The organism is Spirillospora sp. NPDC047418 (assembly GCF_040643275.1).
Classification (GTDB): domain Bacteria; phylum Actinomycetota; class Actinomycetes; order Streptosporangiales; family Streptosporangiaceae; genus Spirillospora.
In genome coordinates, this window is record NZ_JBEYTW010000053.1 from 25956 (window position 1) to 48354 (window position 22399).

16 protein-coding genes are annotated in these 22399 nt (G+C 73.4%); 14 read left to right on the forward strand and 2 right to left on the reverse strand.

Annotated features, from left to right (window positions below; all coding sequences use genetic code 11):
- Positions 1–58: 58 nt before the first annotated feature.
- Positions 59–622 carry a hypothetical protein gene (locus ABZ806_RS28240; protein WP_500220429.1) on the reverse strand — a complete coding sequence of 188 codons (564 nt, stop codon included), beginning with the start codon at positions 620–622 and terminating at the stop codon, positions 59–61.
- Between the two features lie 343 nt (positions 623–965).
- Between ABZ806_RS28240 and ABZ806_RS28245 the strand changes: the two genes are divergently transcribed.
- Complete coding sequence (locus tag ABZ806_RS28245; protein WP_500220430.1) at positions 966–3584, forward strand: valine--tRNA ligase; 2619 nt, start codon at positions 966–968, stop codon at positions 3582–3584.
- Between the two features lie 122 nt (positions 3585–3706).
- Positions 3707–4702, forward strand: coding sequence for a hypothetical protein (locus ABZ806_RS28250; protein ID WP_500220431.1), 996 nt, complete (start codon positions 3707–3709; stop codon positions 4700–4702).
- On the opposite strand, the gene ABZ806_RS28255 is transcribed toward ABZ806_RS28250, so the two are convergent.
- Positions 4674–5876 carry a folylpolyglutamate synthase/dihydrofolate synthase family protein gene (locus tag ABZ806_RS28255; protein WP_500220432.1) on the reverse strand — a complete coding sequence of 401 codons (1203 nt, stop codon included), beginning with the start codon at positions 5874–5876 and terminating at the stop codon, positions 4674–4676. The genes ABZ806_RS28250 and ABZ806_RS28255 overlap by 29 nt on opposite strands.
- A 107-nt stretch (positions 5877–5983) precedes the next feature.
- On the opposite strand from ABZ806_RS28255, the gene ABZ806_RS28260 reads away from it, so the two are divergent.
- From ABZ806_RS28260 to ABZ806_RS28315, 12 genes are all read left to right on the forward strand, one after another.
- A complete protein-coding gene (locus tag ABZ806_RS28260; protein WP_500220457.1) occupies positions 5984–7354 on the forward strand; it encodes a bifunctional folylpolyglutamate synthase/dihydrofolate synthase in 1371 nt (456 codons plus the stop codon).
- Positions 7351–7698, forward strand: coding sequence for a DUF4233 domain-containing protein (locus ABZ806_RS28265; RefSeq protein WP_500220433.1), 348 nt, complete (start codon positions 7351–7353; stop codon positions 7696–7698). Before ABZ806_RS28260 ends, ABZ806_RS28265 begins: the two co-directional genes overlap by 4 nt.
- 126 nt (positions 7699–7824) lie before the next feature.
- Positions 7825–9315, forward strand: coding sequence for a hypothetical protein (locus tag ABZ806_RS28270; RefSeq protein WP_500220434.1), 1491 nt, complete (start codon positions 7825–7827; stop codon positions 9313–9315).
- A 46-nt stretch (positions 9316–9361) separates the two neighbouring features.
- Entirely contained in the window at positions 9362–9772 is a 411-nt protein-coding gene (gene ndk / locus ABZ806_RS28275; protein WP_500220435.1) for a nucleoside-diphosphate kinase, read from the forward strand.
- 195 nt (positions 9773–9967) lie between these two features.
- Positions 9968–11002, forward strand: coding sequence for a rod shape-determining protein (locus ABZ806_RS28280; RefSeq protein ID WP_132197821.1), 1035 nt, complete (start codon positions 9968–9970; stop codon positions 11000–11002).
- A gap of 100 nt (positions 11003–11102) precedes the next feature.
- On the forward strand, positions 11103–12110 hold the full coding sequence (mreC, locus tag ABZ806_RS28285) for a rod shape-determining protein MreC (protein ID WP_500220436.1): 1008 nt from the start codon (positions 11103–11105) through the stop codon (positions 12108–12110).
- A gap of 1 nt (position 12111) precedes the next feature.
- Positions 12112–12711 carry a rod shape-determining protein MreD gene (gene mreD, locus ABZ806_RS28290; protein ID WP_500220437.1) on the forward strand — a complete coding sequence of 200 codons (600 nt, stop codon included), beginning with the start codon at positions 12112–12114 and terminating at the stop codon, positions 12709–12711.
- Complete coding sequence (gene mrdA / locus ABZ806_RS28295; protein WP_500220438.1) at positions 12708–14780, forward strand: penicillin-binding protein 2; 2073 nt, start codon at positions 12708–12710, stop codon at positions 14778–14780. The genes mreD and mrdA overlap by 4 nt, the downstream gene beginning before the upstream one ends.
- Positions 14777–15961 (forward strand): rod shape-determining protein RodA, encoded by a 1185-nt coding sequence (gene rodA / locus ABZ806_RS28300; protein WP_500220439.1) that lies wholly within the window; start codon positions 14777–14779, stop codon positions 15959–15961. The genes mrdA and rodA overlap by 4 nt, the downstream gene beginning before the upstream one ends.
- A gap of 61 nt (positions 15962–16022) precedes the next feature.
- A complete protein-coding gene (locus ABZ806_RS28305) occupies positions 16023–17945 on the forward strand; it encodes a TIGR03960 family B12-binding radical SAM protein (protein ID WP_500220440.1) in 1923 nt (640 codons plus the stop codon).
- A 174-nt stretch (positions 17946–18119) separates the two neighbouring features.
- Positions 18120–18977 carry a TIGR03936 family radical SAM-associated protein gene (locus ABZ806_RS28310; protein WP_500220441.1) on the forward strand — a complete coding sequence of 286 codons (858 nt, stop codon included), beginning with the start codon at positions 18120–18122 and terminating at the stop codon, positions 18975–18977.
- Between the two features lie 204 nt (positions 18978–19181).
- Positions 19182–22211: an Rne/Rng family ribonuclease gene (locus ABZ806_RS28315; RefSeq protein ID WP_500220442.1), complete on the forward strand. Its 3030-nt coding sequence runs from the start codon at positions 19182–19184 to the stop codon at positions 22209–22211.
- Positions 22212–22399: the final 188 nt, after the last annotated feature.

The window sequence follows — 22399 nt, forward strand, 5'->3', positions numbered from 1 at the left end:
CCGGTGTCAGGTGACCTGTGTCCCGACCGCGGCGGGAAAACGCTCTCAGCCGGAATTCTCAGTCCTCCACGTCCGCGCGGATGCGGCGCATGACGCTCGGGAGGTCGATGCTCTCGGACGGCTCGCCGATCTGCGTGACGATGCCCATGGTGGTCCGGGTGGACCAGGACGCCAGGTAGCCGGTGGTGTTCCGCGTCCCCGCCGAGGTGATGATCGAGACCCGGAGGGTCGTGGACAGGCCGACCCCGTCGCCGCCCGCGTCCGGCATCTTGACGGTGCTGGGGGAGTAGACGGTGTTCTCGATGCCGGTGAACGCGCCCATGACGGCGCTGTTGAAGTCCTGCTCCGGGTACTTCAGGCGGTGGTCGCCGGTGCCCCCGACGAACAGGTACTTCTCCTTGCCGAGGCCGTACACCGCGCTGACGGTCCGGTGGACCTTGTAGTCGCTCGCCTGGGTGAGGACCCGGCCCAGCCGGTCGACGGCGTCGTCGACCTTGGCCTCGGTGCCGGTGTCGCGGCTCATCCCGCCGGCCGACGACGGCGCGGTCAGCGTGTGGGACGTCTGCTGCAGGTAGATGCCGTACCCGCCCGCGCAGAGCAGGACGAACACGACGAAGCCCACGGCCAGGCAACCGAAGACCTTGCCGCCACCGCCCCGTCGCCGCGGCGCCCCATAGGCCGCGCCCGGAGGGAACGGAGCGCCCGCCGGTCCTCCTGGTCCACCCGGTCCGGCGGGCGGGAACGCGCCTCCGGGCGGGAACGCGCCGCCGGGCGGGTACGGGCTGCTGGGCGGGTACGGGCCGCCACCGGGTGGGGGAGGGGGGTTCCAACCGCTCAACGTGCTTCCTTTTCGCGTGGGGGAACGGCGAGGCGGCTCGGCGGGGTGCTCGCCGGTGCAGATTCTCGCGCACGTGCCGGCGTCCCCGGGGCCGCCCACCCCCGGCGTCCCCGTAGAATCGTCAGCCGTGACACAGCCCAGCACTGAGCGCGGCCAGGGGGCCGCCGACGTCGACCTGCCCACCCAGTACCGACCGGCCGACGTCGAGGGCCGGCTCTACGAGCGCTGGGTATCGGCGGGGCTGTTCACCGCCGACCCGCTGCGCGCGCCGGAGCGGCCCGCGTACTCGATCGTGATCCCGCCGCCGAACGTCACCGGTTCGCTGCACATGGGGCACGCCCTCGACCACTCCATCCAGGACGCCCTCGTCCGGCGGCGCCGCATGCAGGGCCACGAGGCGGTGTGGGTCCCGGGCATGGACCACGCCGGCATCGCCACCCAGAACGTCGTGGAGCGCGAGCTGGCCAAGGAGGGCCGCTCCCGGCACGACCTCGGCCGCGAGGCGTTCGTCGAGCGGGTCTGGAAGTGGAAGGCGGAGTCCGGCGGCCGGATCCTCGGCCAGATGCGCCGCCTCGGCGACGGCGTCGACTGGACCCGCGAGGCGTTCACGATGGACGACGACCGGGCCCGCGCCGTCCGGACGATCTTCAAGCGGCTGTTCGACGACGGCCTCATCTACCGCGCCGAGCGCATCATCAACTGGTGCCCGCGCTGCCTGACGGCCCTGTCCGACATCGAGGTCGAGCACGACGAGGTCGACGGCGAGCTGGTCTCGATCCGGTACGGCTCCGGCGGGGACGAGCTGGTCGTCGCGACCACCCGCGCCGAGACGATGCTCGGCGACACCGCCGTGGCCGTCCACCCGGACGACGACCGCTACCGGCACATGGTCGGCCGGGAGATCGAGCTTCCGCTGACCGGCCGCCGCATCCCCGTCGTCGCCGACGAGCACGTCGACCCCGAGTTCGGGACGGGCGCGGTCAAGGTGACCCCGGCGCACGACCCCAACGACTTCGAGATCGGCCGCCGCCACGACCTGCCGTCGATGTCCGTCATGGACGAGCGCGGCGTCGTCACCGCGACCGGCCCGTTCGAGGGCCTCGACCGGTTCGAGGCCCGCCCGGCGGTCGTGGCGGCACTGCGCGAGCAGGGCCGGATCGTCGCGGAGGTCCGCCCCTACAAGCACGCGGTCGGGCACTGCCAGCGCTGCTCCACGGTCGTCGAGCCGCGCGTGTCGCTGCAGTGGTTCGTGAAGGTGGAGTCGCTCGCCCGCGCCGCCGGCGACGCCGTCCGCGACGGCCGCGTCACGATCCACCCGCCGGAGATGGCGTCCCGCTACTTCGAGTGGGTCGACAACATGCACGACTGGTGCATCAGCCGGCAGCTGTGGTGGGGGCACCGCATCCCGGTCTGGTACGGGCCGGACGGGAGCGTCGTCTGCCCCGGGCCGGACGAGGAGCCGCCCGCCGGCTGGACGCAGGACACCGACGTCCTCGACACCTGGTTCTCCTCGGCGCTGTGGCCGTTCTCCACGCTCGGCTGGCCGGACAAGACGCCGGAGCTGGAGCGGTTCTACCCGACGTCCGTGCTGGTGACCGGGTACGACATCCTGTTCTTCTGGGTCGCCCGCATGATGATGTTCGGCCTGTACGCGATGGACGGCGTCCAGCCGTTCGACACCATCGCGCTGCACGGGATGGTCCGCGACCAGCACGGCAAGAAGATGTCCAAGTCGTTCGGGAACGTCGTCGACCCGCTCGACTGGGTCGACGCGTACGGCGCCGACGCGACCCGCTTCACGCTGCTGCGCGGCGCGAACCCGGGCGGCGACGTCCCGGTGGCCGAGCAGTGGGCGCAGGGTTCGCGGAACTTCTGCAACAAGCTGTGGAACGCGACCCGGTTCGCGCTCATCAACGGCGCGCACGTCCGCGGCGACATGCCCGCCGAGGTGACCACCGTCGACGCGTGGATCCTGTCGCGCCTCCAGTCGGTCATCGCCGAGGTGGACGAGCAGCTGGAGAACTACGACTTCGCGAAGGCGTGCGAGGCGCTCTACCACTTCGCGTGGGACGAGGTCTGCGACTGGTACGTGGAGCTGGCGAAGGTCCAGCTGGCGGACGAGCGGGCCGAGGCGACGCGGCGCGTCCTGGGCGAGGTCCTCGACAAGCTGCTGCGGCTGCTGCACCCGGTGATCCCGTTCGTCACCGAGGAGCTGTGGACGTCCCTCACCGGGGGCGAGACGGTCCTCACCGCGGCGTGGCCAGCCGCCGAGCCCGCCCGCGCCGACCGGGACGCCGAGGCCCTCGTCGAGTCGCTGCAGCGGCTCGTCACCGAGGTCCGCAGGTTCCGCGCCGACCAGGGCCTCAAGCCGGGCCAGAAGGTCGCGGCGGAGCTGGAGTGGGGCGGCTCGCCGCTGGCGCCGCACGAGGAGGGCGTCCGCGCGCTGCTGCGCCTCACCGCGCCCGGCGACGGGTTCTCCGCGACCGCGTCGCTGCCGGTGGAGGGCGTCGCGGTGCGGCTCGACACCGCCGGCGCGATCGACGTCGCCGCCGAGCGCAAGCGGCTGGAGAAGGACCTCGCCGCCGCGCGCAAGGAGGTCGACCAGGCGCGCCGCAAGCTCGGCAACGAGGCGTTCATGGCCAAGGCCCCCGAGGCGGTCGTGGCGAAGAACCGCGACCGGCTCGCCCAGGCGGAGGCCGGCATCGCCCGGCTGGAGTCGCAGCTGGCCGCGCTGCCCGCGGGCTGACGCGGGCCGTCCCGTCCCCGGCAGGTCACGAGCGCGTGAACGGTCGGCGCGGCGGGCTCCGCGCCGTTACGATCCGGTTGAGCCCACGGCCTTATGGCGGTACTTGAACCATCGGGAGTGCAATGGCCGAATCACCCCAGCCCGGCGCGCCGGGGCCCTCGTCCGGCGAGGGCCTGGACGCCGCGCAGGCCATCGAGGACGGGACCGCGCCGGCGGCGGGCTCGTCGGCGCCCTGGGGCAGGGCGCGCCCGTGGTGGTCGCTCGACCCCGGCGACGGGACGGGCCCGCTCCCGTCGCTCGGCGGCACGGGCGGCCACCCGATGGTGGGCGGCTCGGGCGCGCATCCCGTCGTCGGCTCGGGGGCCCACCCGGTGGTCGGTACCGGCGGGCACCCCAGGGTCGGCACGGGCGGGCACCCCGTGGTCGGCACGGGCGGGCATCCGGTGGTCGGGACGGGCGGGTATCCCAGGGTCGGCACGGGGCCGCTGCCGGTGGCCCCCGGCGTACCCCCCGCGGCGCGCAGGCGGCGCGTCCCGAGGCTGGTGCTGGTCGCCGGTGCCGCCGCGGTCGCGGCGATCGCCCTCATGGCGGGGGCGCTGGCGTTCCGGACGGGCGGCGCCGCCAAGGACGCCCGCACGACGGCCCTCCCCGCGTCCAAGAAGGTGATCGACGCGGGCCCGGTCGCGGGCGGCATGCACAAGGACCGCCTGACGTCGCCGCAGGCGAGCGCCGCGTACCCGTTCATCGCGGGCGCGGTCGAGGCGGGCGGCGTGCCGGTCGCCAAGCACGGCGCCGCCGTTTACAGCCAGGAGCCGGTGCGCAAGCTCAACGTCTTGTTCATGGGCGGGACGGGCCCGGTCGGCGACCCGGCGGACTTCCTGCAGAAGGTGCGGCCCACCACGTTCCTCGCCGGCCAGGACGCCGAGGCGGGCGGCAAGGGCGCGAAGGCGGTCTGCGGCACGTTCGCCGTCCTGGCCGAGACCCACACGTACTGCGCGTGGGCGACCAAGGACTCCTACGGCATCGTGGCGTCCAACCGTCCGACGGTGAACCCGCAGTTCCCGCTGATGGCGGACGTCATGCGCCGGATCAGGAAGGACGTCGAGCGGCCGAAGTGACGAACAGCCGCTCGGTGTCGGCGCCGACCACGTCGAGGACGTGCCCGGTGAAGTAGCCGGTGCCGAGGACGAGCACGCGGTGCCCGAGCGTCGCGAGCGACTCGGGCGTGATGTCGGACGCGTCGACGACGTCCCAGCCGGACGGCAGCGGGCGGGTGAAGCGCAGGTGCGGCAGCGGCAGCCGGACGAACGTCACGGGCAGCGCGCCGAGTTCGGCGACGGCCCCGTCCACGTCCTTGTGGTCGGGGAGGCAGACGACGGCGTGGTCGATCGTCCCCCAGGCGTCCCGTGCGCCGGCGAGGGCGGCGGCGACGCCGGTGCGGTCGATGGCGGCGTCGACGAGCAGCCGGGTCGCGGACCCGGGCACGTCGTGCCGGGACATCCGGCCGGGCAGGACGACCGACGCCATCACCTCCCGGAGCGTCCCGGCCGGGGGGTCGGCGGCGCCCGGCACGCGGCGGGCGGCGGCGACGCCGAGTTCGGCGGCCGCCCGCCCGAGACCGGCGGGGAGCAGGCCGTCCGGCAGCCCGCCGCCGCCGGGCCCGACGGTCTCGGCGCCGCCGAGCGCCTCGGTGACCGGCGGCGACTGCGGCGCCGACAGCACGACCGTCCCCGGCCCGGCCACCCCGAGCTTCTCCCGGGCGATCTCCGCCTCGGTGTCGCCGAGCACGCCGGCGTGTTCGAGGAAGACCGGGGTGATCGCGGCGACGTCCGGCGGGAACAGGGCGACCTCGTCGGACCGTCCGCCCATCCCGGCCTCCAGGACGAGCACGTCCGCGCCCGTCCGCCGGGCGTGCAGGACGCCCGCGAGGAGGAAGAGGCCGGACGGCGACAGATAACCGTCCGAAGGCGGCGGGAGCGTGCCGACGGCGTCGTCGAGGGCGCCCGCCAGAGAGGCCAGCTCCTCTTCGGACACGGCGCGCCCGTCGATCCTGATCCGGTCGCGGTCCGTGCGCAGGCCGGGGCTCGTGACGGTGCACACGCGAAGTCCGGCGGCGGCGAGGAAGGCGGACGCGTAGGTCGCCGCCGTGCCCTTCCCCTTGGACCCCACGACGGTCAGAACGGGCACGTCGGGGCCCAGGACCCCGAGGGCTCCGGCGAGCGCGCGGGCCCGCCCGACGTCGCGGGTCCCGCCCGGAGCGCGGTGCTCCCACTCCCGGTAGAACACGTCCATACCTCCAGTGTGGGGCCGGACGGAGCGCTGCGCGCCGCCGAGTAGGCTCTGAGATCGTGAGTCAGCGAACCGAGCCGGCCGATTACCGGGCGACCATCGGCGCGATCATGGGCCGCGGCGTCGAGTGGGAGATCGATCCCACCCTCGACCGGATCCGCGACCTGGTCGACGTCCTGGGCGAGCCGCAGCGCGCGTACCCGGTGATCCACATCGCCGGGACGAACGGCAAGTCCAGCACCGCCCGCCTCATCGAGGCGCTGCTGCGCGAGCGGGGGCTGCGCACCGGCCTCTACACCAGCCCCGAGCTGACCACGCTGCGGGAGCGCATCGCGATCGACGGGGAGCCGATCAGCGAGGAGCGGTTCGTCGAGACGTTCAACGACGTCCTGCCCTATGTCGAGCTGGTCGACGGCAAGCACGCGGGGCGGCTGTCGTTCTTCGAGGTCCTGACGGCGATGGCGTTCGCGGCCTTCGCCGACGCCCCGGTCGACGTCGCGGTGGTCGAGACGGGCATGGGCGGCACCTGGGACGCGACCAACGTCGCGGACGGCGTCGTCGCCGTGATCACCCCCATCGGGCTGGACCACACCCGCTACCTCGGCGACACGCTGGAGGAGATCGCCGGCGAGAAGGCCGGGATCATCAAGACCGGCGCGGTCGCCGTCCTGGCGCAGCAGCCGGTCGAGGCGGCCGAGGTGCTGCTGCGCCGGGTCGTGGAGATCGGCGCCACGGCGGCGCGCGAGGGCATCGAGTACGGCGTGCTCGACCGGGACGTCGCCTTCGGCGGCCAGCAGCTGCGCCTGCAGGGCCTGCACGGCGTCTACGACGAGATCTTCCTGCCGCTGTTCGGCGAGCACCAGGCGGGCAACGCCGCGACGGCCCTGGCCGCAGTGGAGGCGTTCGCCTCCGGCGCGCCGACCAGGGGAGAGGTGAACCTGGAGGCCGCGACCCGGATCGCGGCCGGCGAGTCCTACCTCGGCGGCAACGAGGGGCAGCTCGATCCGGCCCTGGTGCGCGGCGGCTTCGCCACGTCCGCCTCGCCGGGCCGGCTGGAGGTCGCGCGGACGGGCCCGACCGTCCTGCTGGACGCCTCGCACAACCCCGCCGGGATGGCGGCGACCGTCGCCACGGTCACCGAGTCGTTCGGCTTCACCCGGCTCGCCGGGGTGCTCGCGATCGCCGCCGACAAGGACGTCGCGGGCGTTCTCGACCAGCTCGAACCCGTGCTGACTGAGCTGGTGGTGACGCGCAACTCCTCGCCGCGCTCGATGCCGCCGGAGGAGCTGGCCGATCTCGCCGAGGGCATCTTCGGCGCCGAGCGCGTCCATATCGCCGAGCGGCTGGACGACGCCATCGACCGGGCGATCGGCATCGCCGAGGAGACCGGCGAGTACCGGGGGGCCGGCGTACTGATCACCGGCTCGGTGGTCACCGCGGGCGACGCCCGCATCCTGCTGCGCGTGGAGGAGGGCCGGTGACGGGCACGCGGACCGCCGACAACCCGGCGCGGCGGCTGTTCGCCACGGTGCTGGCCTGCGAGGCCATCGTGATCGCGCTGGCGATCCCGGTCGCCGTGGCGGTGCTGGACGTCGACGGCGCCACCGCGGGCGGGGTGTGCGGGGCACTGGCGCTCGCCTGCCTGGTGATGGCCGGGCTGCTGCGCCGCCCCTGGGCGATCCCGGCCGGCAGCGTGCTGCAGGTGCTCATCATCGCGACCGGGTTCATGGTGCCGGTCATGTTCTTCCTCGGTGCCCTTTTCGGGGCGCTCTGGGGGACGGCCATTTGGCTGGGACGCAAGGCGGCGGCCGCGCAGCCGCGCTAAGTTCGGCGGGACGGCAGCCAATCATCCCGCCGAATGCCGAGAATTCCAATCAACGCCTTAATTTGGACATCCTTCGTTTTTGGGAAATAGCGTCCGGCGGATGACGACCCTCCGAAGGAGCAGGCCGTGTCCACCAGCGCAGCGTCCACCAGTCCAGGACCCGCGAGCGCGGGGCCCGCGAACGCGGCGTCCGCCACCGGGCCGGCCGAACGCTCCGGCACCGGGGACGCGGCCGGGCGGCGGCGCGCGGCGCTCGGCGCGCTGCTGCTGACCGGCACCGCGCTGCCCGCCGCCGTGCTGACCGTGCCGGACGCCTCCGGCAACGTCGTCCCCGCCGCCGCGGACGCCCTCGGCCTCGGCGACGCCGGCGTCGCCGGGCTGCTGCGCGCCACCGGCCTGTCGCTGCCCGCCCTCCTGCTCGCCGTGCCGCCGGGCGCCGCGGCGGCCCGCCGGTTCCCCGCCTGGACGGTCCTCGCCGCGGGCCTGGCCCTGCTGCTGGCCGGGCTGGGCGCCGTCCCGCTCGCCGACTCGGTGCCGGCCGCCGGGGCGGTCCGGGCGGTCCAGGGCGCGGGCGCCGGCATCGTCCTGCCCGCGTCCCTCGTCCTCGTCTGGGAATGCCGCGACCGCGCCCTGGCCGCCGCCTGGGCGGGCGTCCTCGCGGGCATGCTCGTCCTGGCGATGCCGCTGGCGCTGCGGGCCGTCCCGCCGCCGGCCGCCGGCCCGGACGCCCCCGACTGGCGCGCCGCGCTCGCGCCCTGCCCGTGGCTCGCGGTCGCCGCCGCCGGCGCGGCCCTCGCCCGCGCGCTGTTGCGAGGCCGCGTCCCCTGGGTGCTCCCGGCGGCCCGGCGCGCCGAGCGGAGCCAGCTGCTGCTCCCGCTCGTCCCGGCGGCGGGCTTCGCCTTTCTCGCCGTCGTCGCCGCCGGCGCGTGGTCGCCCGGCGCGCGGCTTCTCGTCGCGGGCCTCGCGGTGCCCGCCCTGGCCGGCCTCGCCGTCACCGGCGGACGGGACGCCCCCGCGGGCAGCCCGCACGGCTGCGCCCTCGTCATGGTCGCCGTCGGCCTGCTCACCTACCCGGTCGCGGGCCCGCTGGCGGGGCTCGCCGCCGCCACCGCCCACGCGCGCGGCGCCGGCCCGCCGCTGCTGCCCTTCGCCGTCCCGGCCGCCGCCGCCGTGGCGGGCGCGCTCGCCGCCGCCCGCGCCCCCGCCCGCGGCGCGGTCGCGGCCGGACTCCTGCTCATGATCGCGGCACTGCCGCTCGGCCTCGCCGCCGACGTCCGCGACCCGTGGACGCTGCTCGCGCCGCTCGTCCCGCTCGGCACGGGCGCCGGGCTGGCCCTCGCCGCCTCGCTGCGCGGCGCCGAGCCCGGCGCCGCGCTGTTCGGCCTGGCGCTGTGCTTCCCCGCCGTGCTGACCGGGCAGCTCGCCGTCCTGTCGCTGCAGGCGTCGCGGCTGCGGCGGGCGCGTCCGGTGACCGAGGCGCAGCAGGTCCACGCCCTGCTGGCGGGCTACCACGACTGGCTCATCGTCGCCGGAATGGTCGCCGTGCTGCTCGCCGCCGCGACGGCCGTCCTCGGCGTCCGGCGCCTGAATGCCACTTCCGGCGCCCGGTCCGGGTAGTATTCGCGCGCTTACCGAAACCGCAATTCCGCAAGGAGAACCACCCGTGTCCGAGCGCACTCTTGTCCTGGTCAAGCCCGACGGCGTCCGCCGCGGCGTCATCGGCGAGGTCATCTCCCGGATCGAGCGCAAGGGCCTGACGCTCGTCGCGCTGGAACTCCGCACCCTCGCCCGCGAGACCGCCGAGGCCCACTACGAGGAGCACTCCAGCAAGCCGTTCTTCGGCGAGCTGGTCGAGTTCATCACCGGCGGCCCGCTCGTCGCGATGGTCGTCGAGGGCCACCGCGCCATCGAGGCGTTCCGCTCCCTGGCCGGCGCCACCGACCCGGTCAGCGCCACCCCGGGCACCATCCGCGGCGACTTCGCGCTGGCGATCGGCGAGAACATCGTGCACGGCTCCGATTCCACCTACTCGGCCGAGCGCGAGATCAAGCTCTTCTTCCCCGAACTGGGCTGATCCGCCCGGGGGGGCGACTCTCAGAGCGCGGGCCGGAACTTCCGGCCCGCGTCTTCTTTAGCGAAAACCGAGCTGGTCAGGACGCGTTTTTTCCGCGACGCGCGGCTGCGGGGTGACTGCCCGCGGACGGGGGCGCACGTTACGATGGACGCGCCGCTATACACGCCCGTCAATCATGAAGGGCTCCCTTTCTTCATGGGTAACAAGCTGTCGTTTCTTGGCCGTGACATGGCCGTCGATCTTGGTACCGCCAACACACTGGTGTACGTGCGCGGGCGTGGCATCGTCCTGAACGAACCATCCGTGGTGGCGATCAATACCAACACCGGCAAGATCGTCGCGGTCGGCATCGAGGCGAAACGGATGATCGGGCGGACGCCCGGCAACATCGTCGCCGTCCGCCCGCTCAAGGACGGCGTCATCGCCGACTTCGACGTCACCGAGCGGATGCTCCGCTACTTCATCCAGAAGGTCCACAAGCGCCGCCACTTCGCCAAGCCGCGGATCGTCGTCGCCGTGCCGAGCGGGATCACCGGAGTGGAGCAGCGCGCGGTGAAGGAGGCCGGCTACCAGGCCGGCGCCCGCCGCGTCTACATCATCGAGGAGCCGATGGCCGCCGCCATCGGCGCCGGGCTGCCCGTCTACGAGCCGACCGGCAACATGGTGGTCGACATAGGGGGCGGCACCACCGAGGTCGCCATCATCTCGCTCGGCGGCATCGTCACCAGCCAGTCGGTCCGCGTCGGCGGCGACGAGCTGGACCAGGCGGTCATCTCCTTCTCCAAGAAGGAATACTCCCTGATGCTCGGGGAACGGACCGCCGAGGAGATCAAGATGGCCATCGGTTCGGCCTATCCCGGCGGCGAGGAGGAACCGCACGCCGAGATCCGGGGCCGCGACCTCGTGAGCGGGCTGCCGAAGACCGTCGTGATCTCCGCCGAGGAGGTGCGGCGGGCGATCGAGGAACCGGTCAACGCCGTGGTGGACGCGGTCAAGACCACGCTGGACAAGTGCCCGCCCGAGCTGTCGGGCGACATCATGGACCGCGGGATCGCGCTCACCGGCGGCGGCGCGCTGCTGAAGAACCTCGACGAACGGCTCCGCGAGGAGACCGGGATGCCCATCCACCTGGTGGACAACCCGCTCGACTCGGTGGTGCTCGGCACCGGCAAGTGCGTCGAGGACTTCGAGTCGCTGCGTCAGGTCCTCGTGCCGGAGCCGCGGCACTAGACCGGACGTCGTCCGCCGGGGCGCGGCGTGCCGCCCCTCCTCGGGGAGCAGCTGGTCGGCGCCGGGCTCCCGGCGTACTCAGGAAACCGGAGGTCGGTGCGTGAAGGACACCCGGCGCACCCGCATGGTGCTCGGCGGGCTGCTCGTCGTGGCGCTCACGATGATCACCGTGGACTACCGCGGCGGCGCGAGCTCGCCGCTGCGCGGACTGCGCGACGTCGGCGCGAGCGTGTTCGGCCCCGTCGAGCGCGCGTCGGCCTCGGTGGTCCGGCCGGTCGGCAACGCCTTCGACGCGGTCACCGACGCGCCCGGCGAGCGGCGCCGCGCCGACCGGCTCGCCCGGCAGAACCAGAAGCTGCGCGAGCAGCTGCGCTCCGCCCGGCTCGACCAGGACAAGTCCGCGCAGCTGGACCGGCTGCTCGGCACCGCCGGGATGGGCGGCTACAAGATCCACGCCGCGCAGGTGATCTCCGCGGGGCAGGGCTTCGAGGACACCGTCACGATCGACGTCGGCAGCCGCTCGGGCATCAAGGCCGACATGACGGTGATCAGCGCGGCCGGGCTGGTCGGCCGCGTCACCCGGGTGGGGCCCGCGACCTCGACCGTCCTGCTCGCCACCGACCAGACCTCGTCCATCGGCTCCCGGCTGGAGGCGTCCAAGGAGATCGGGATCGTGCAGGGCCGCGGGCGCCGCGGCCTCGGCGGGGGCGGCGACACGCCGCTGCGCTTCCAGCTGCTGGACGCCGCCGCGCCGATCAAGGTCGGGCAGCGGATCGTGACGCTCGGCTCGCAGGGGCAGCGCCCGTACGTGCCCGGCGTCCCGATCGGCGAGGTCGCCCGGATCGAGAAGGCGACCGGCGGGCTGACCCGCACCGCCTACGTCCGGCCGTTCGTGCGGTTCACCAGCCTCGACGTCGTCGGCGTCGTGGTCGCCCCGCCGAAGACCGACCCGCGGGACGCGGTGCTGCCGCCGAAGCCGAAACCGGCGCCGACGCCGAGCCCGAGCAAGAGCCCGAAGGCGACCAAGAGCCCGAAGGCCCGCGAGAGCGCGGACGCGCGGCCGAGCGGCTCCACGAGCCCGTCCACAGAACCGAGCGCGGGGGACTGACGTGCTGAATCCGCCCGAGGCATCGCCGGCCGGCCGCACCGCGGTCGCCGCGGTGGTGATCGTCGTGACGCTGATCCTGCAGGTGTCGGTGGCCAACCGGCTGCCGCTGCCCGGCGGCGTGCAGCCCGACCTGGTCCTGCTGGCGGTCGTCGCGCTGGCGCTGGTCGCCGGGTCGATGACCGGCATGGTCACCGGGTTCCTGGCCGGGCTCGCCGCCGACATCATCCCGCCCGCCGACCACACCCTCGGCCGGTACGCGCTCGTCTACTGCCTCATCGGGTTCCTGTGCGGCGCCGCCGCCGCCGAGATGGACCGCCAGTCCGCCGTGCCGTTCTTCGCCGTCGCCGCCGGCGCCCTGGCCGGGACCGCGCTGTACGCGGCGACCGGGATGATCCTCGGCGACCCGCGCGCCGACTGGGGGACCGTGTCGCGGATGGTCCCGCTGCAGGTCCTCTACGACATCATCGCCAGCCCGTTCGTCGTGTGGGCGGTGCTGCGCGCCACCCGCCGCTACGAGAGCGGCGAACGATCACGGGGCGACCGGCTCGCGGTGCCCGCCGCCCGCTACCGCGCGATGTCGGGGCGGAGCGGAAGCCTGTGAACCCGCGCACCCACTTCCGGCTCGTCGTCCTCTACGTCCTCGTCGCCGCGCTGCTGCTCGTCCTCGTCGGGCGCATGTGGACGCTGCAGGTCCTGGAGGGCGCGCACTACCAGGAGATCGCTGCCCAGAACCGCACCCGCGACATCGTCGTCCCCGCCGTCCGCGGCATGATCCTGGACGACCGGGGCGTTCCCCTCGTCCGGAACCGCAGCGCGCTCGTCGTGTCGGTCGACCGGACCACGCTGGGCCGGCAGGAGGACGGCGGCGAGGCCGTGCTGAAGCGGCTCGCGGGCGTCCTCGGGACGACCTACGACGACATCTCCAAGCGGATCCGGCTGTGCGGCCCGACCGTCAAGCGGCCGTGCTGGCCCGGTTCCCCGTACCAGCCGATCCCCGTTGAGGACCACGTCGACCCGAAGCGCGCCCTGCAGATCATGGAGCGGCAGGAGGACTTCCCCGGCGTCACCGCGCAGATCCAGGCCGTCCGCGACTACCCGGAGCCGGACGGCGCGACCGCCGCGCAGGTCCTCGGCTACCTGCAGCCCGTCACCCAGGACGAACTGGACAAGCGCAAGGGCCTGCAGGTCACCGGGTACAGCGGCGTCGACCTCGTCGGGCGCGCCGGCCTGGAGGCGCAGTACGACCGCGCGCTGCGCGGCGAGCCCGGGTTCCGCCGGGTCCTGGTCGACAGCCAGGGCCGCGTCACCGGCACCGCGCAGGAGAAGCCGCCGACGTCCGGCGACCACCTCGTCACCAGCATCGACGCGGGCGTGCAGGGCGCCGCGGAGAAGGCGCTCAAGCACGCGATCGACAACGCCCGCAAGGGCGGCAAGCCCGCCGACGCCGGCGCCGCGGTCGTGATGGACGTCCGCACCGGCCGCATGGTCGCGATGGCCAGCTACCCGACCTACGACCCGTCCATCTGGACCGGCGGCATCTCCCAGAAGAAGTACGACCAGCTGCTCGGCAAGAAGAACGGCGAGCCGCTGATCTCCCGCGTCACCCAGGGGCAGTTCGCGCCCGGCTCCACCTTCAAGATCTCCTCGGTGGCCGCCGCGGTGAAGGACGGCGCCAGCCTGAAGGGCATCTATCCGTGCCCCGGCTCCTACAACGTCGGGAACCGGGCGTTCACCAACGCCGGGGGCGCGGCGTACGGGCCGATGACGCTGCACACCGCCCTCGTGAAGTCCTGCGACACGGTGTTCTACAGGTTCGCCTACCTGGAGTGGAAGGCGGACGGCGGGATGCACCCGAAGAAGAACCCGTCCGACCCGATGATCAAGATGGCCCGCCAGTACGGGTTCGGCACCAAGACCGGCATCGACCTGCCGAGCGAGAGCTCCGGCCGCATCCCCGACCGGGAGTGGAAGCAGAACTACTGGGAGGCCACCAAGACCGCCAACTGCAAGGGCGCCAAGCAGGGCTACCCCGACGTCGCCAAGACCGACCCCGCGCGGGCCGCCTACCTGAAGGCGGTCGCGACGGAGAACTGCACCGAGGGCTACGTGTGGCGCCCCGGTGACGCCGCCAACTTCTCGGTCGGGCAGGGCAACGTCCTGGTGACGCCCCTGCAGCTCGTCCGCGCCTACGCGGCGGTCGCCAACGGCGGCAAGCTCATGACGCCGCAGCTCGGCGTCGCGGTCCTGCGGCCGGACGGCACGGTCGCCCGCCGCATCGAACCCCCGAAGCCGGAGAAGCTCCCGGTCGACCCGAAGGTCCTGAAGTACATCCGGGACGCCCTCGCCCAGGTGACCAAGGAGGGCACCGCGGGAGGCGCGTTCTCCGGGTTCGACTTCAAACGCGTCGACGTCGGCGGCAAGACCGGTACCGCGGAGGTCTACGGCAAGCAGGACAGCTCCTGGTTCGCCTCGTTCGGCCCGGTGAAGGACCCGCGCTTCGCGGTCGTCGCGATGGTCTCGCAGGGCGGTTTCGGCGCCTCGACGGCCGCGCCGGCCGTCCGCGAGATCTGGGAGGCCATGTACGGGACGAAGGACAAGAAGCCCATCCTCCAGGACGGCAGGCTCCCGTCCGAGTTGCCGAAGCTGCCGGGGCAGGGAGCCTCGCCGTGATCACCGGAACCGGTGTCGGGCCGGTCGAGGGGTACGGCGCGCGGCGGACGTGGCGCAGCCGGGTCGCCGGGCTGCGGCGGCTCGACTGGCCGCTGTTCGTGGCCGTGCTGGCACTGTCGGTGCTGGGCGCGCTGCTGGTGCGCTCGGCCACCTTCCACCTGCTCACCGAGCAGGGCCAGGACCCCGAGAGCATGCTCAAGCGGCATGTGCTGAACATGCTGATCGGGTTCGTGCTCGGCGGCGTCGTCACCGTCCTGGACTACCGGCTGCTGCGCGCCTACGTCCCCATCCTGTACGGGCTGGCGTGCGTGGGCCTGCTCGCGGTGCTGACGCCGCTCGGCGAGACGATCAACGGGTCGCACTCGTGGATCGTGATCGGCGGCGGGTTCCAGGTGCAGCCGTCGGAGTTCGCGAAGGTCGGGCTCGTGGTGCTGCTCGCGATGATCCTCGGCGAGCCCCGGGACGGGGAGATCGGGCCGGGCCGCCGCGACGTCCTGCTCGCGCTCGTCCTGGCCGGGGTGCCCGGCGTGCTGATCATGCTGCAGCCCGACCTCGGCACCACGCTGGTGTTCATCGCGGTCGTGCTCGGCATGCTGGCGATCTCCGGCGCGCAGAAGCGCTGGCTCGCCGGCCTGGTCGGCGGCGGCGTGCTCGTGTGCGCCGCCGTCTGGTTCTTCGGGCTGCTCAAGGAGTACCAGATCGACCGGTTCATCGCGTTCCTGCACCCGGAGGCCGATCCGCGCGGCGCCGGCTACAACGCCCAGCAGGCGCGCATCGCGGTCGGGTCCGGCGGGGTGTTCGGCAAGGGCCTGTTCCACGGCGAGCAGACCGGCGGCCACTTCGTCCCCGAGCAGCAGACCGACTTCATCTTCACGGTGGCGGGGGAGGAGCTCGGCTTCGTCGGCGCCGTGGTCATCGTGGCGCTGCTCGGCGTGGTGCTGTGGCGCGGGCTGCGGATCGCCACCCAGGCCGCCGACCTGTTCGGCTCGCTCGTCGCGACCGGCGTCGTGTGCTGGCTCGGGTTCCAGGCCTTCGAGAACATCGGCATGACGATCGGGATCATGCCCATCACCGGGCTGCCGCTGCCGTTCATCTCCTACGGCGGCTCCGCCACCTTCGCCAACATGATCGCCTTCGGCCTGCTGCAGGCGGTGCACGTGCGCCGCCGAGCGTTCGATTAGCGTGCCGGCGCGGCGGTAGGCTGGACGTTCGTCCCTTGTTCCCTGCACGGAGGATTCCGTCATGCCGGTCGAGTCGCTCTTCCCGCGCCTGGAGCCGCTGCTCCCGAGCGTGCAGAAGCCGATTCAGTACGTTGGCGGCGAGCTGAACTCCCAGCTCAAGGACTGGGACGAGACCGACGTCCGGTGGGCGCTGATGTACCCGGACGCCTACGAGGTCGGGCAGCCGAACCAGGGCGTCCAGATCCTCTACGAGATCCTCAACGAGCGCGACGGCGTCCTCGCGGAGCGGACCTACACGGTCTGGCCCGACCTGGAGGCCGTCATGCGCGAGCACGGCATCCCGCAGTTCACCGTGGACGCGCACCGCCCGGTCGCCGCGTTCGACGTGCTCGGCGTGTCGTTCTCCACCGAACTCGGCTACACCAACATGCTCACGGCGCTCGACCTCGCCGGCATCCCGCTGGACGCCGCCGAGCGCACCGATGACCACCCCATCGTGATCGCGGGCGGGCACGCCGCGTTCAACCCCGAGCCGATCGCCGACTTCGTCGACGCCGCCGTCCTGGGCGACGGCGAGGAGATCGTCCTCGCCATCACCGAGGTGATCCGCGAGTGGAAGGCCGAGGGAGGCCCCGGCGGGCGGGACGAGCTGCTCCTGCGGCTCGCGGCGTCCGGCGGCGTGTACGTGCCCCGCTTCTACGACGTCACCTACCTGCCGGACGGCCGGATCCAGCGGGTCGCGCCGAACCGTCCGGGCGTCCCGTGGCGGATCGAGAAGCACACCGTCATGGACCTCGACCAGTGGCCCTACCCGAAGAAGCCGCTCGTCCCCCTCGCCGAGACCGTGCACGAGCGGTTCAGCGTGGAGATCTTCCGCGGCTGCACCCGCGGCTGCCGGTTCTGCCAGGCCGGGATGATCACCCGCCCGGTCCGCGAGCGGTCGATCACCACGATCGGGAACATGGTCGAGCAGGGCCTGAAGGAGTCCGGCTTCCAGGAGGTCGGCCTGCTCAGCCTCTCCAGCGCCGACCACAGCGAGATCGGCGACGTCGCCAAGGGCCTCGCCGACCGCTACGAGGGCACCAACACCTCGCTCTCCCTCCCGTCCACCCGCGTGGACGCCTTCAACATCACGCTCGCCAACGAGTTCTCCCGCGGCGGCCGCCGCTCCGGCCTCACCTTCGCACCCGAGGGCGGCTCCGAGCGGATGCGCAAGGTGATCAACAAGATGGTCGGTGAGGACGACCTGATCCGCACCGTCTCCACCGCCTACGAGAACGGCTGGCGCCAGGTCAAGCTCTACTTCATGTGCGGCCTGCCCACCGAAGAGGACGAGGACGTCCTCGCCATCGCCGGCATGGCCAAGCGCGTCATCCAGGCCGGCCGCGAGGCCACCGGCCGCAAGGACATCCGCTGCACGGTCTCCATCGGCGGTTTCGTGCCCAAGCCGCACACGCCCTTCCAGTGGGCCGCGCAGTGCGACCACGAGACCGTCGACCGCCGCCTGCACGCCCTCAAGGACCTCCTGCGCGGCGACAAGGAGTACGGCCGCGCCATCGGCCTGCGCTACCACGACGGCCAGCCGTCCATCATCGAGGGCATGCTGTCGCGCGGCGACCGCCGCGTCGGCAAGGTCATCCGCGCCGTCTGGGAGGACGGCGGCCGCTTCGACGGCTGGAGCGAGCACTTCTCCTACGACCGCTGGACGTCCTGCGCCGAGCGGGCCCTGGCCGACGAGCCGGTCGACCTGGCCTGGTACACCACCCGGGAACGCGACGAGGTGGAAGTCCTCCCGTGGGACCACCTCGACGCCGGCCTCGACCGCGAATGGCTCTGGCAGGACTACCAGGACGCCATCGACGAGACCGAGGTCGAAGACTGCCGCTGGACCCCCTGCTACGACTGCGGCGTCTGCCCCACCATGGGCACCGAGATCCAAATAGGCCCCACCGGCAAAAAACTCCTCCCCCTCTCCGTCGTCTGACGACCCGCGCGGGGGGCGGGTGCCCGGAAGTGGGTGCGGGAAGGCCCTGTCCTGCGGGCGTTCGCGGCTTAGGGCACCCGTGCTTGGCCGAATGGGGCTCGGGGACCCGTACTCTATAGGGAGACCTAGTTTTTCGACTCGACGCGAGTAGGAAGGACCAGAACCCTGGCACCCATGCCGGAGGGTCCGGCGCCGGCCCCCGTGATCCAGCGACTGCGCGTCCGCTACGCCAAGCGGGGCAGGCTGCGGTTCACGAGCCACCGCGACATATCCCGGGCCGTGGAACGCGCCGTCAGGCGCGCCGGGATCCCTGTCGCGTTCAGCGGCGGATTCACCCCCCACCCGAAGATCTCGTACGCGGGTGCGGCGGCGACAGGGGTGGCCAGTGAGGCCGAATACCTTGAGATCGGGCTGACCGAGACCTGCGACCCTGCGCGGGTGCGGGCCGATCTCGACGCGGCCCTGCCCCCCGGGCTCGACATCGTCGATGTCGTGCCGGTAAGGGCGGGGAGCGGCGACGCGTCGGCGAAGCCGAGCGCGTTCGCAGATCGGCTCGAGGCGTCCGAATGGCGGATCCGGCTGGACGGCGTGTCGGACGACGACGCCGCCGCTGCCGTGGCCGCCTTCATGGCCGCCGAGCACATCGAGGTGGAACGCCTCACGAAGAAGGGACGGCGCCGTTTCGACGTGCGCGCCGCCGTGTCCGCATGTGAGCTGGACCGGCGCGCCGCGGAGGCGGCGGATGCCCCTTGTGCCATACTTCGAATGGTTGTTCGGCATTCCACACCTGCCGTACGACCCGACGACATCCTCACCGGACTGCGCCAGGTCGCCGACCTCGCGCCGCCGTCACCACCGCTGGTGACCAGGCTGGCGCAGGGGCCCCTCGACGCGGACACCGGTGGCCTCGCGGATCCCCTGGGTCCCGACCGGGAGATCGGCCTGCCGTCCGGCGATGACGCCGGGACGGCGCGCGGCCCTGTACGGCCGCGGCCCGGGGACGCCGCGAGCGCGGATGCCGTCAGCGCCTGACCGGGGAACCGAAGCCGTGGGAGCACGGAACCGGTTCCGCAGGGTACGGCTGGCGCACCCCCGACGACTTCGTCGTCATGGCCGGACCACCGTCCGGCGGTGACGACGCCGATGACACGAGGTGCTCCTGTGCGGCGCACCGCACGATCCGCTCCCGGGCGGAGCGAGCGGACGCGCCCGGGAGCCTGACGGGAGATTGCCCGCATGCTTGAGAACGAAGCCGATTCGGCCACGGCCGAAGGCACCGAGAACGAGACGACCGACGGCGCGAGCACCGGGAACGGTGCGGCGGAGAACGGCACCGGGGTGACCACGCGGCCGCGCCGGGCGAGCCGGCCCGCCGGGCCGCCGCCCGAGGTGGAGGAGCCCCCGGCCCAGCCCCCGGCCGCCGACGACGCCTCCGGAGAAGAGGAGGCCGACGCCGAAGGCTCGGCCGCGGAGCCCGTCGCGGAGGAGGCGCCCGAGCCGCCGAAGCGGAGCAGGACCCGGACCCGTGCGCGGAGCACGAAGGCCGCCGCCGAGACGCCCGCGCCCGTGCCGATGACCGGTGCCGAGACCTCCCCCGAGACCGAGACCGAGACCGCGGAGGAGGCGCCGGCGCCCCGCACCCGGACCCGCCGCCGCGCCGCCGCTGCCGAGCCGCCGGCCGTGCCGCCGGTGCCGGAGATCCCCGCCGTCCCGGTCGCGGGCGCCGAGGTGCCCCCCGAGCAGGTGTCGGAGACCGAGCCGGCGAGCGGTGTCGGCGTCCCGGGCGTCACGTTCCAGCCGCCCATGGTCGTCTTCCAGCCGCCGCAGCCGAAGACGGAGCCCGCCGTCCGCGAGAAGCCCGCCCCCGAGCCCGCCCCCGCTCCCGAGCCCGAGACCGTCGAGGACGAGCAGGACCACGGCCCGTCCGACGAGGACGACTCCGATGACCGCCCGTCGCGGCGCCGCCGCCGTCGTGGCGGCCGTGGCCGCGGCCGGGGCAAGGACGGCGCCGAGGACGAGGCCCAGGCCGACGAGGCCGAGGCCGAGGAGCCCGGGGAAGAGCAGCCCAAGAGCAGCAGGGCGGCCAAGGGCGGCCGGAAGGACAAGCCCGCCAGGCAGGACAGGGAGCCCAAGGCGGAGGAGGCCGAGCAGGAGGCCGCCGACGACGAGGACGACGACGGCCAGAACGGGTCGAGCCGCCGTCGGCGCCGCCGCCGGCGCCGTTCCGGGACCGACGGCGAGGGTGGGAACGGCACCGACGACCCGCCGAACACCGTCGTGCACGTCCGCACGGCCCGCGAGGAGCGCGCCGCCGCCGAGGACGAGGTCCGCTCCGTGCGGGGCTCGACCCGGCTGGAGGCCAAGAAGCAGCGCCGCCGCGAGGGCCGAGAGCAGGGCCGCCGCCGCCCGCCGGTGATCACCGAGGCGGAGTTCCTGGCGCGCCGCGAGGCCGTCGAGCGCGTCATGGTGGTGCGGCAGGAGGGCGAGCGCACCCAGATCGCCGTCCTGGAGGACGACGTCCTCGTCGAGCACTACGTCAACCGCGCCACGCACCAGTCCTACGTGGGCAACGTCTACCTGGGCAAGGTGCAGAACGTCCTGCCGTCGATGGAGGCGGCGTTCGTCGACATCGGCAAGGGCCGCAACGCCGTCCTGTACGCGGGCGAGGTCAACTGGGACGCCTCCGGCCTGGAGGGGCAGCCGCGCCGCATCGAGTCGGCGCTGAAGTCCGGCCAGTCGGTGCTCGTCCAGGTCACCAAGGACCCGCTCGGCCACAAGGGCGCCCGCCTCACCAGCCAGGTCTCGCTGCCCGGCCGCTACCTCGTGTACGTGCCGGACGGCTCGATGACCGGCATCAGCCGCAAGCTGCCCGACAAGGAGCGCAGCCGGCTCAAGTCGATCCTGAAGAAGGTCATGCCGGAGAACGCCGGCGTGATCGTCCGGACGGCGGCCGAGGGGGCGACCGAGGAGGAGCTGGCCCGCGACGTGTCGCGCCTCGCGGCCCAGTGGGACAGCATCCAGAAGAAGGTGAAGACGGCGTCGGCGCCGTCCCTGCTCTACGGGGAGCCCGAGCTGACCCTCCGGGTCGTCCGCGACATCTTCAACGAGGACTTCTCCAAGCTGGTCGTCTCCGGTTCCGAGGCGTGGGACACCATCTCCGAGTACGTCGAGTACGTGGCCCCGCATCTCGCCGACCGCGTCGAGCGCTGGACGGGCGACCAGGACGCCCTGTCGGCGTTCCGCATCGACGAGCAGATCGCCAAGGCCATCGACCGCAAGGTGTGGCTGCCGTCCGGCGGCTCCCTGGTGATCGACAAGACCGAGGCGATGACGGTCATCGACGTCAACACCGGCAAGTTCACCGGGCAGGGCGGCAACCTCGAGGAGACCGTCACCCGCAACAACCTGGAGGCGGCCGAGGAGATCGTCCGCCAGCTCCGGCTCCGCGACGTCGGCGGCATCATCGTCATCGACTTCATCGACATGGTGCTGGAGAGCAACCGGGACCTGGTGCTGCGCCGCCTCGTCGAGTGCCTGTCGCGGGACCGTACCAAGCACCAGGTCGCCGAGGTCACCTCGCTGGGCCTGGTCCAGATGACCCGCAAGCGCGTCGGCCAGGGCCTGCTGGACGCGTTCTCGGAGACCTGCGAGTCCTGCAACGGCCGCGGCATCCACGTCCACCTGACGCCGGTCGAGCCGAAGCCGGACAAGGCGGCCGGCAAGGAGAACGGCCGCCGCCGCAAGCGCAAGGGCGAGGTCGAGAAGGCCGTCGAGGAGAAGCTGGCCCAGCACGGGACCAAGCCGAAGGACGCCGAGCCCGAGCCCGAGCCCGCCGCCGAGGCGCCGGCGCCCGCGGCGGAGGAGCCGCCGGCGCGGGTGCGGTCGCGGCCGAAGAAGTCCGGCCCGGCCAAGCGCCCGGCGGGCCCGCCGCCGGAGATCGAGGAGTCCCCGGCGCAGGCCGCCGAGGAGGCCGCCGACGCCGCCGTGGAGGCCGTCGACACCTCCCCGGGCACCCTGGACGACGCCGAGCCCGTCGCGGTCACCGCCAACGGCAACGGCACCGGCCCGGACCTGGGCGACGCCGGGGCGCCCGCCGACACGGTGCCCGCCGACGAGGCGCCCGCCGACACGGTGGCCGCCGAGTCGAACGGCAGCGTGCCCGCCGCGGACGAGGGGGGCGGCGAGGGCGGCACGGCCACCCGGCGCCGGACCCGCCGCCGCGCCACCGCCGCGCAGTCCGCCGAGAGCGGCGACTCCGCCGACTGAGGAGGGACGGATGCCCCGTCCGGACGCGTTCGCGTTGCGCTCGGGGCATCCGGTACCCTTGTACTCCGGCGCGTCGTGGGCGCGTCGCCCGAACCCGCACCGCGAGCCCCGTCCGGGGGTCGTTCGGTGCTCACCTCGCCGATCCGGTGAGGCCAAGCAGAGAGCGCCAGGGGCAGCCCTGGTGTGCC

Coding starts and splice junctions, on each gene's coding strand:
- ABZ806_RS28310 (WP_500220441.1), top strand. CDS start 18,120: ATGCCGGAGGGTCCGGCGCCGGCCCCCGTGATCCAGCGACTGCGCGTC.
- ABZ806_RS28260 (WP_500220457.1), top strand. CDS start 5,984: ATGGGCCGCGGCGTCGAGTGGGAGATCGATCCCACCCTCGACCGGATC.
- ABZ806_RS28315 (WP_500220442.1), top strand. CDS start 19,182: ATGCTTGAGAACGAAGCCGATTCGGCCACGGCCGAAGGCACCGAGAAC.
- ABZ806_RS28255 (WP_500220432.1), bottom strand. CDS start 5,876: ATGGACGTGTTCTACCGGGAGTGGGAGCACCGCGCTCCGGGCGGGACC.
- ABZ806_RS28250 (WP_500220431.1), top strand. CDS start 3,707: ATGGCCGAATCACCCCAGCCCGGCGCGCCGGGGCCCTCGTCCGGCGAG.
- ABZ806_RS28280 (WP_132197821.1), top strand. CDS start 9,968: ATGGGTAACAAGCTGTCGTTTCTTGGCCGTGACATGGCCGTCGATCTT.
- ABZ806_RS28305 (WP_500220440.1), top strand. CDS start 16,023: ATGCCGGTCGAGTCGCTCTTCCCGCGCCTGGAGCCGCTGCTCCCGAGC.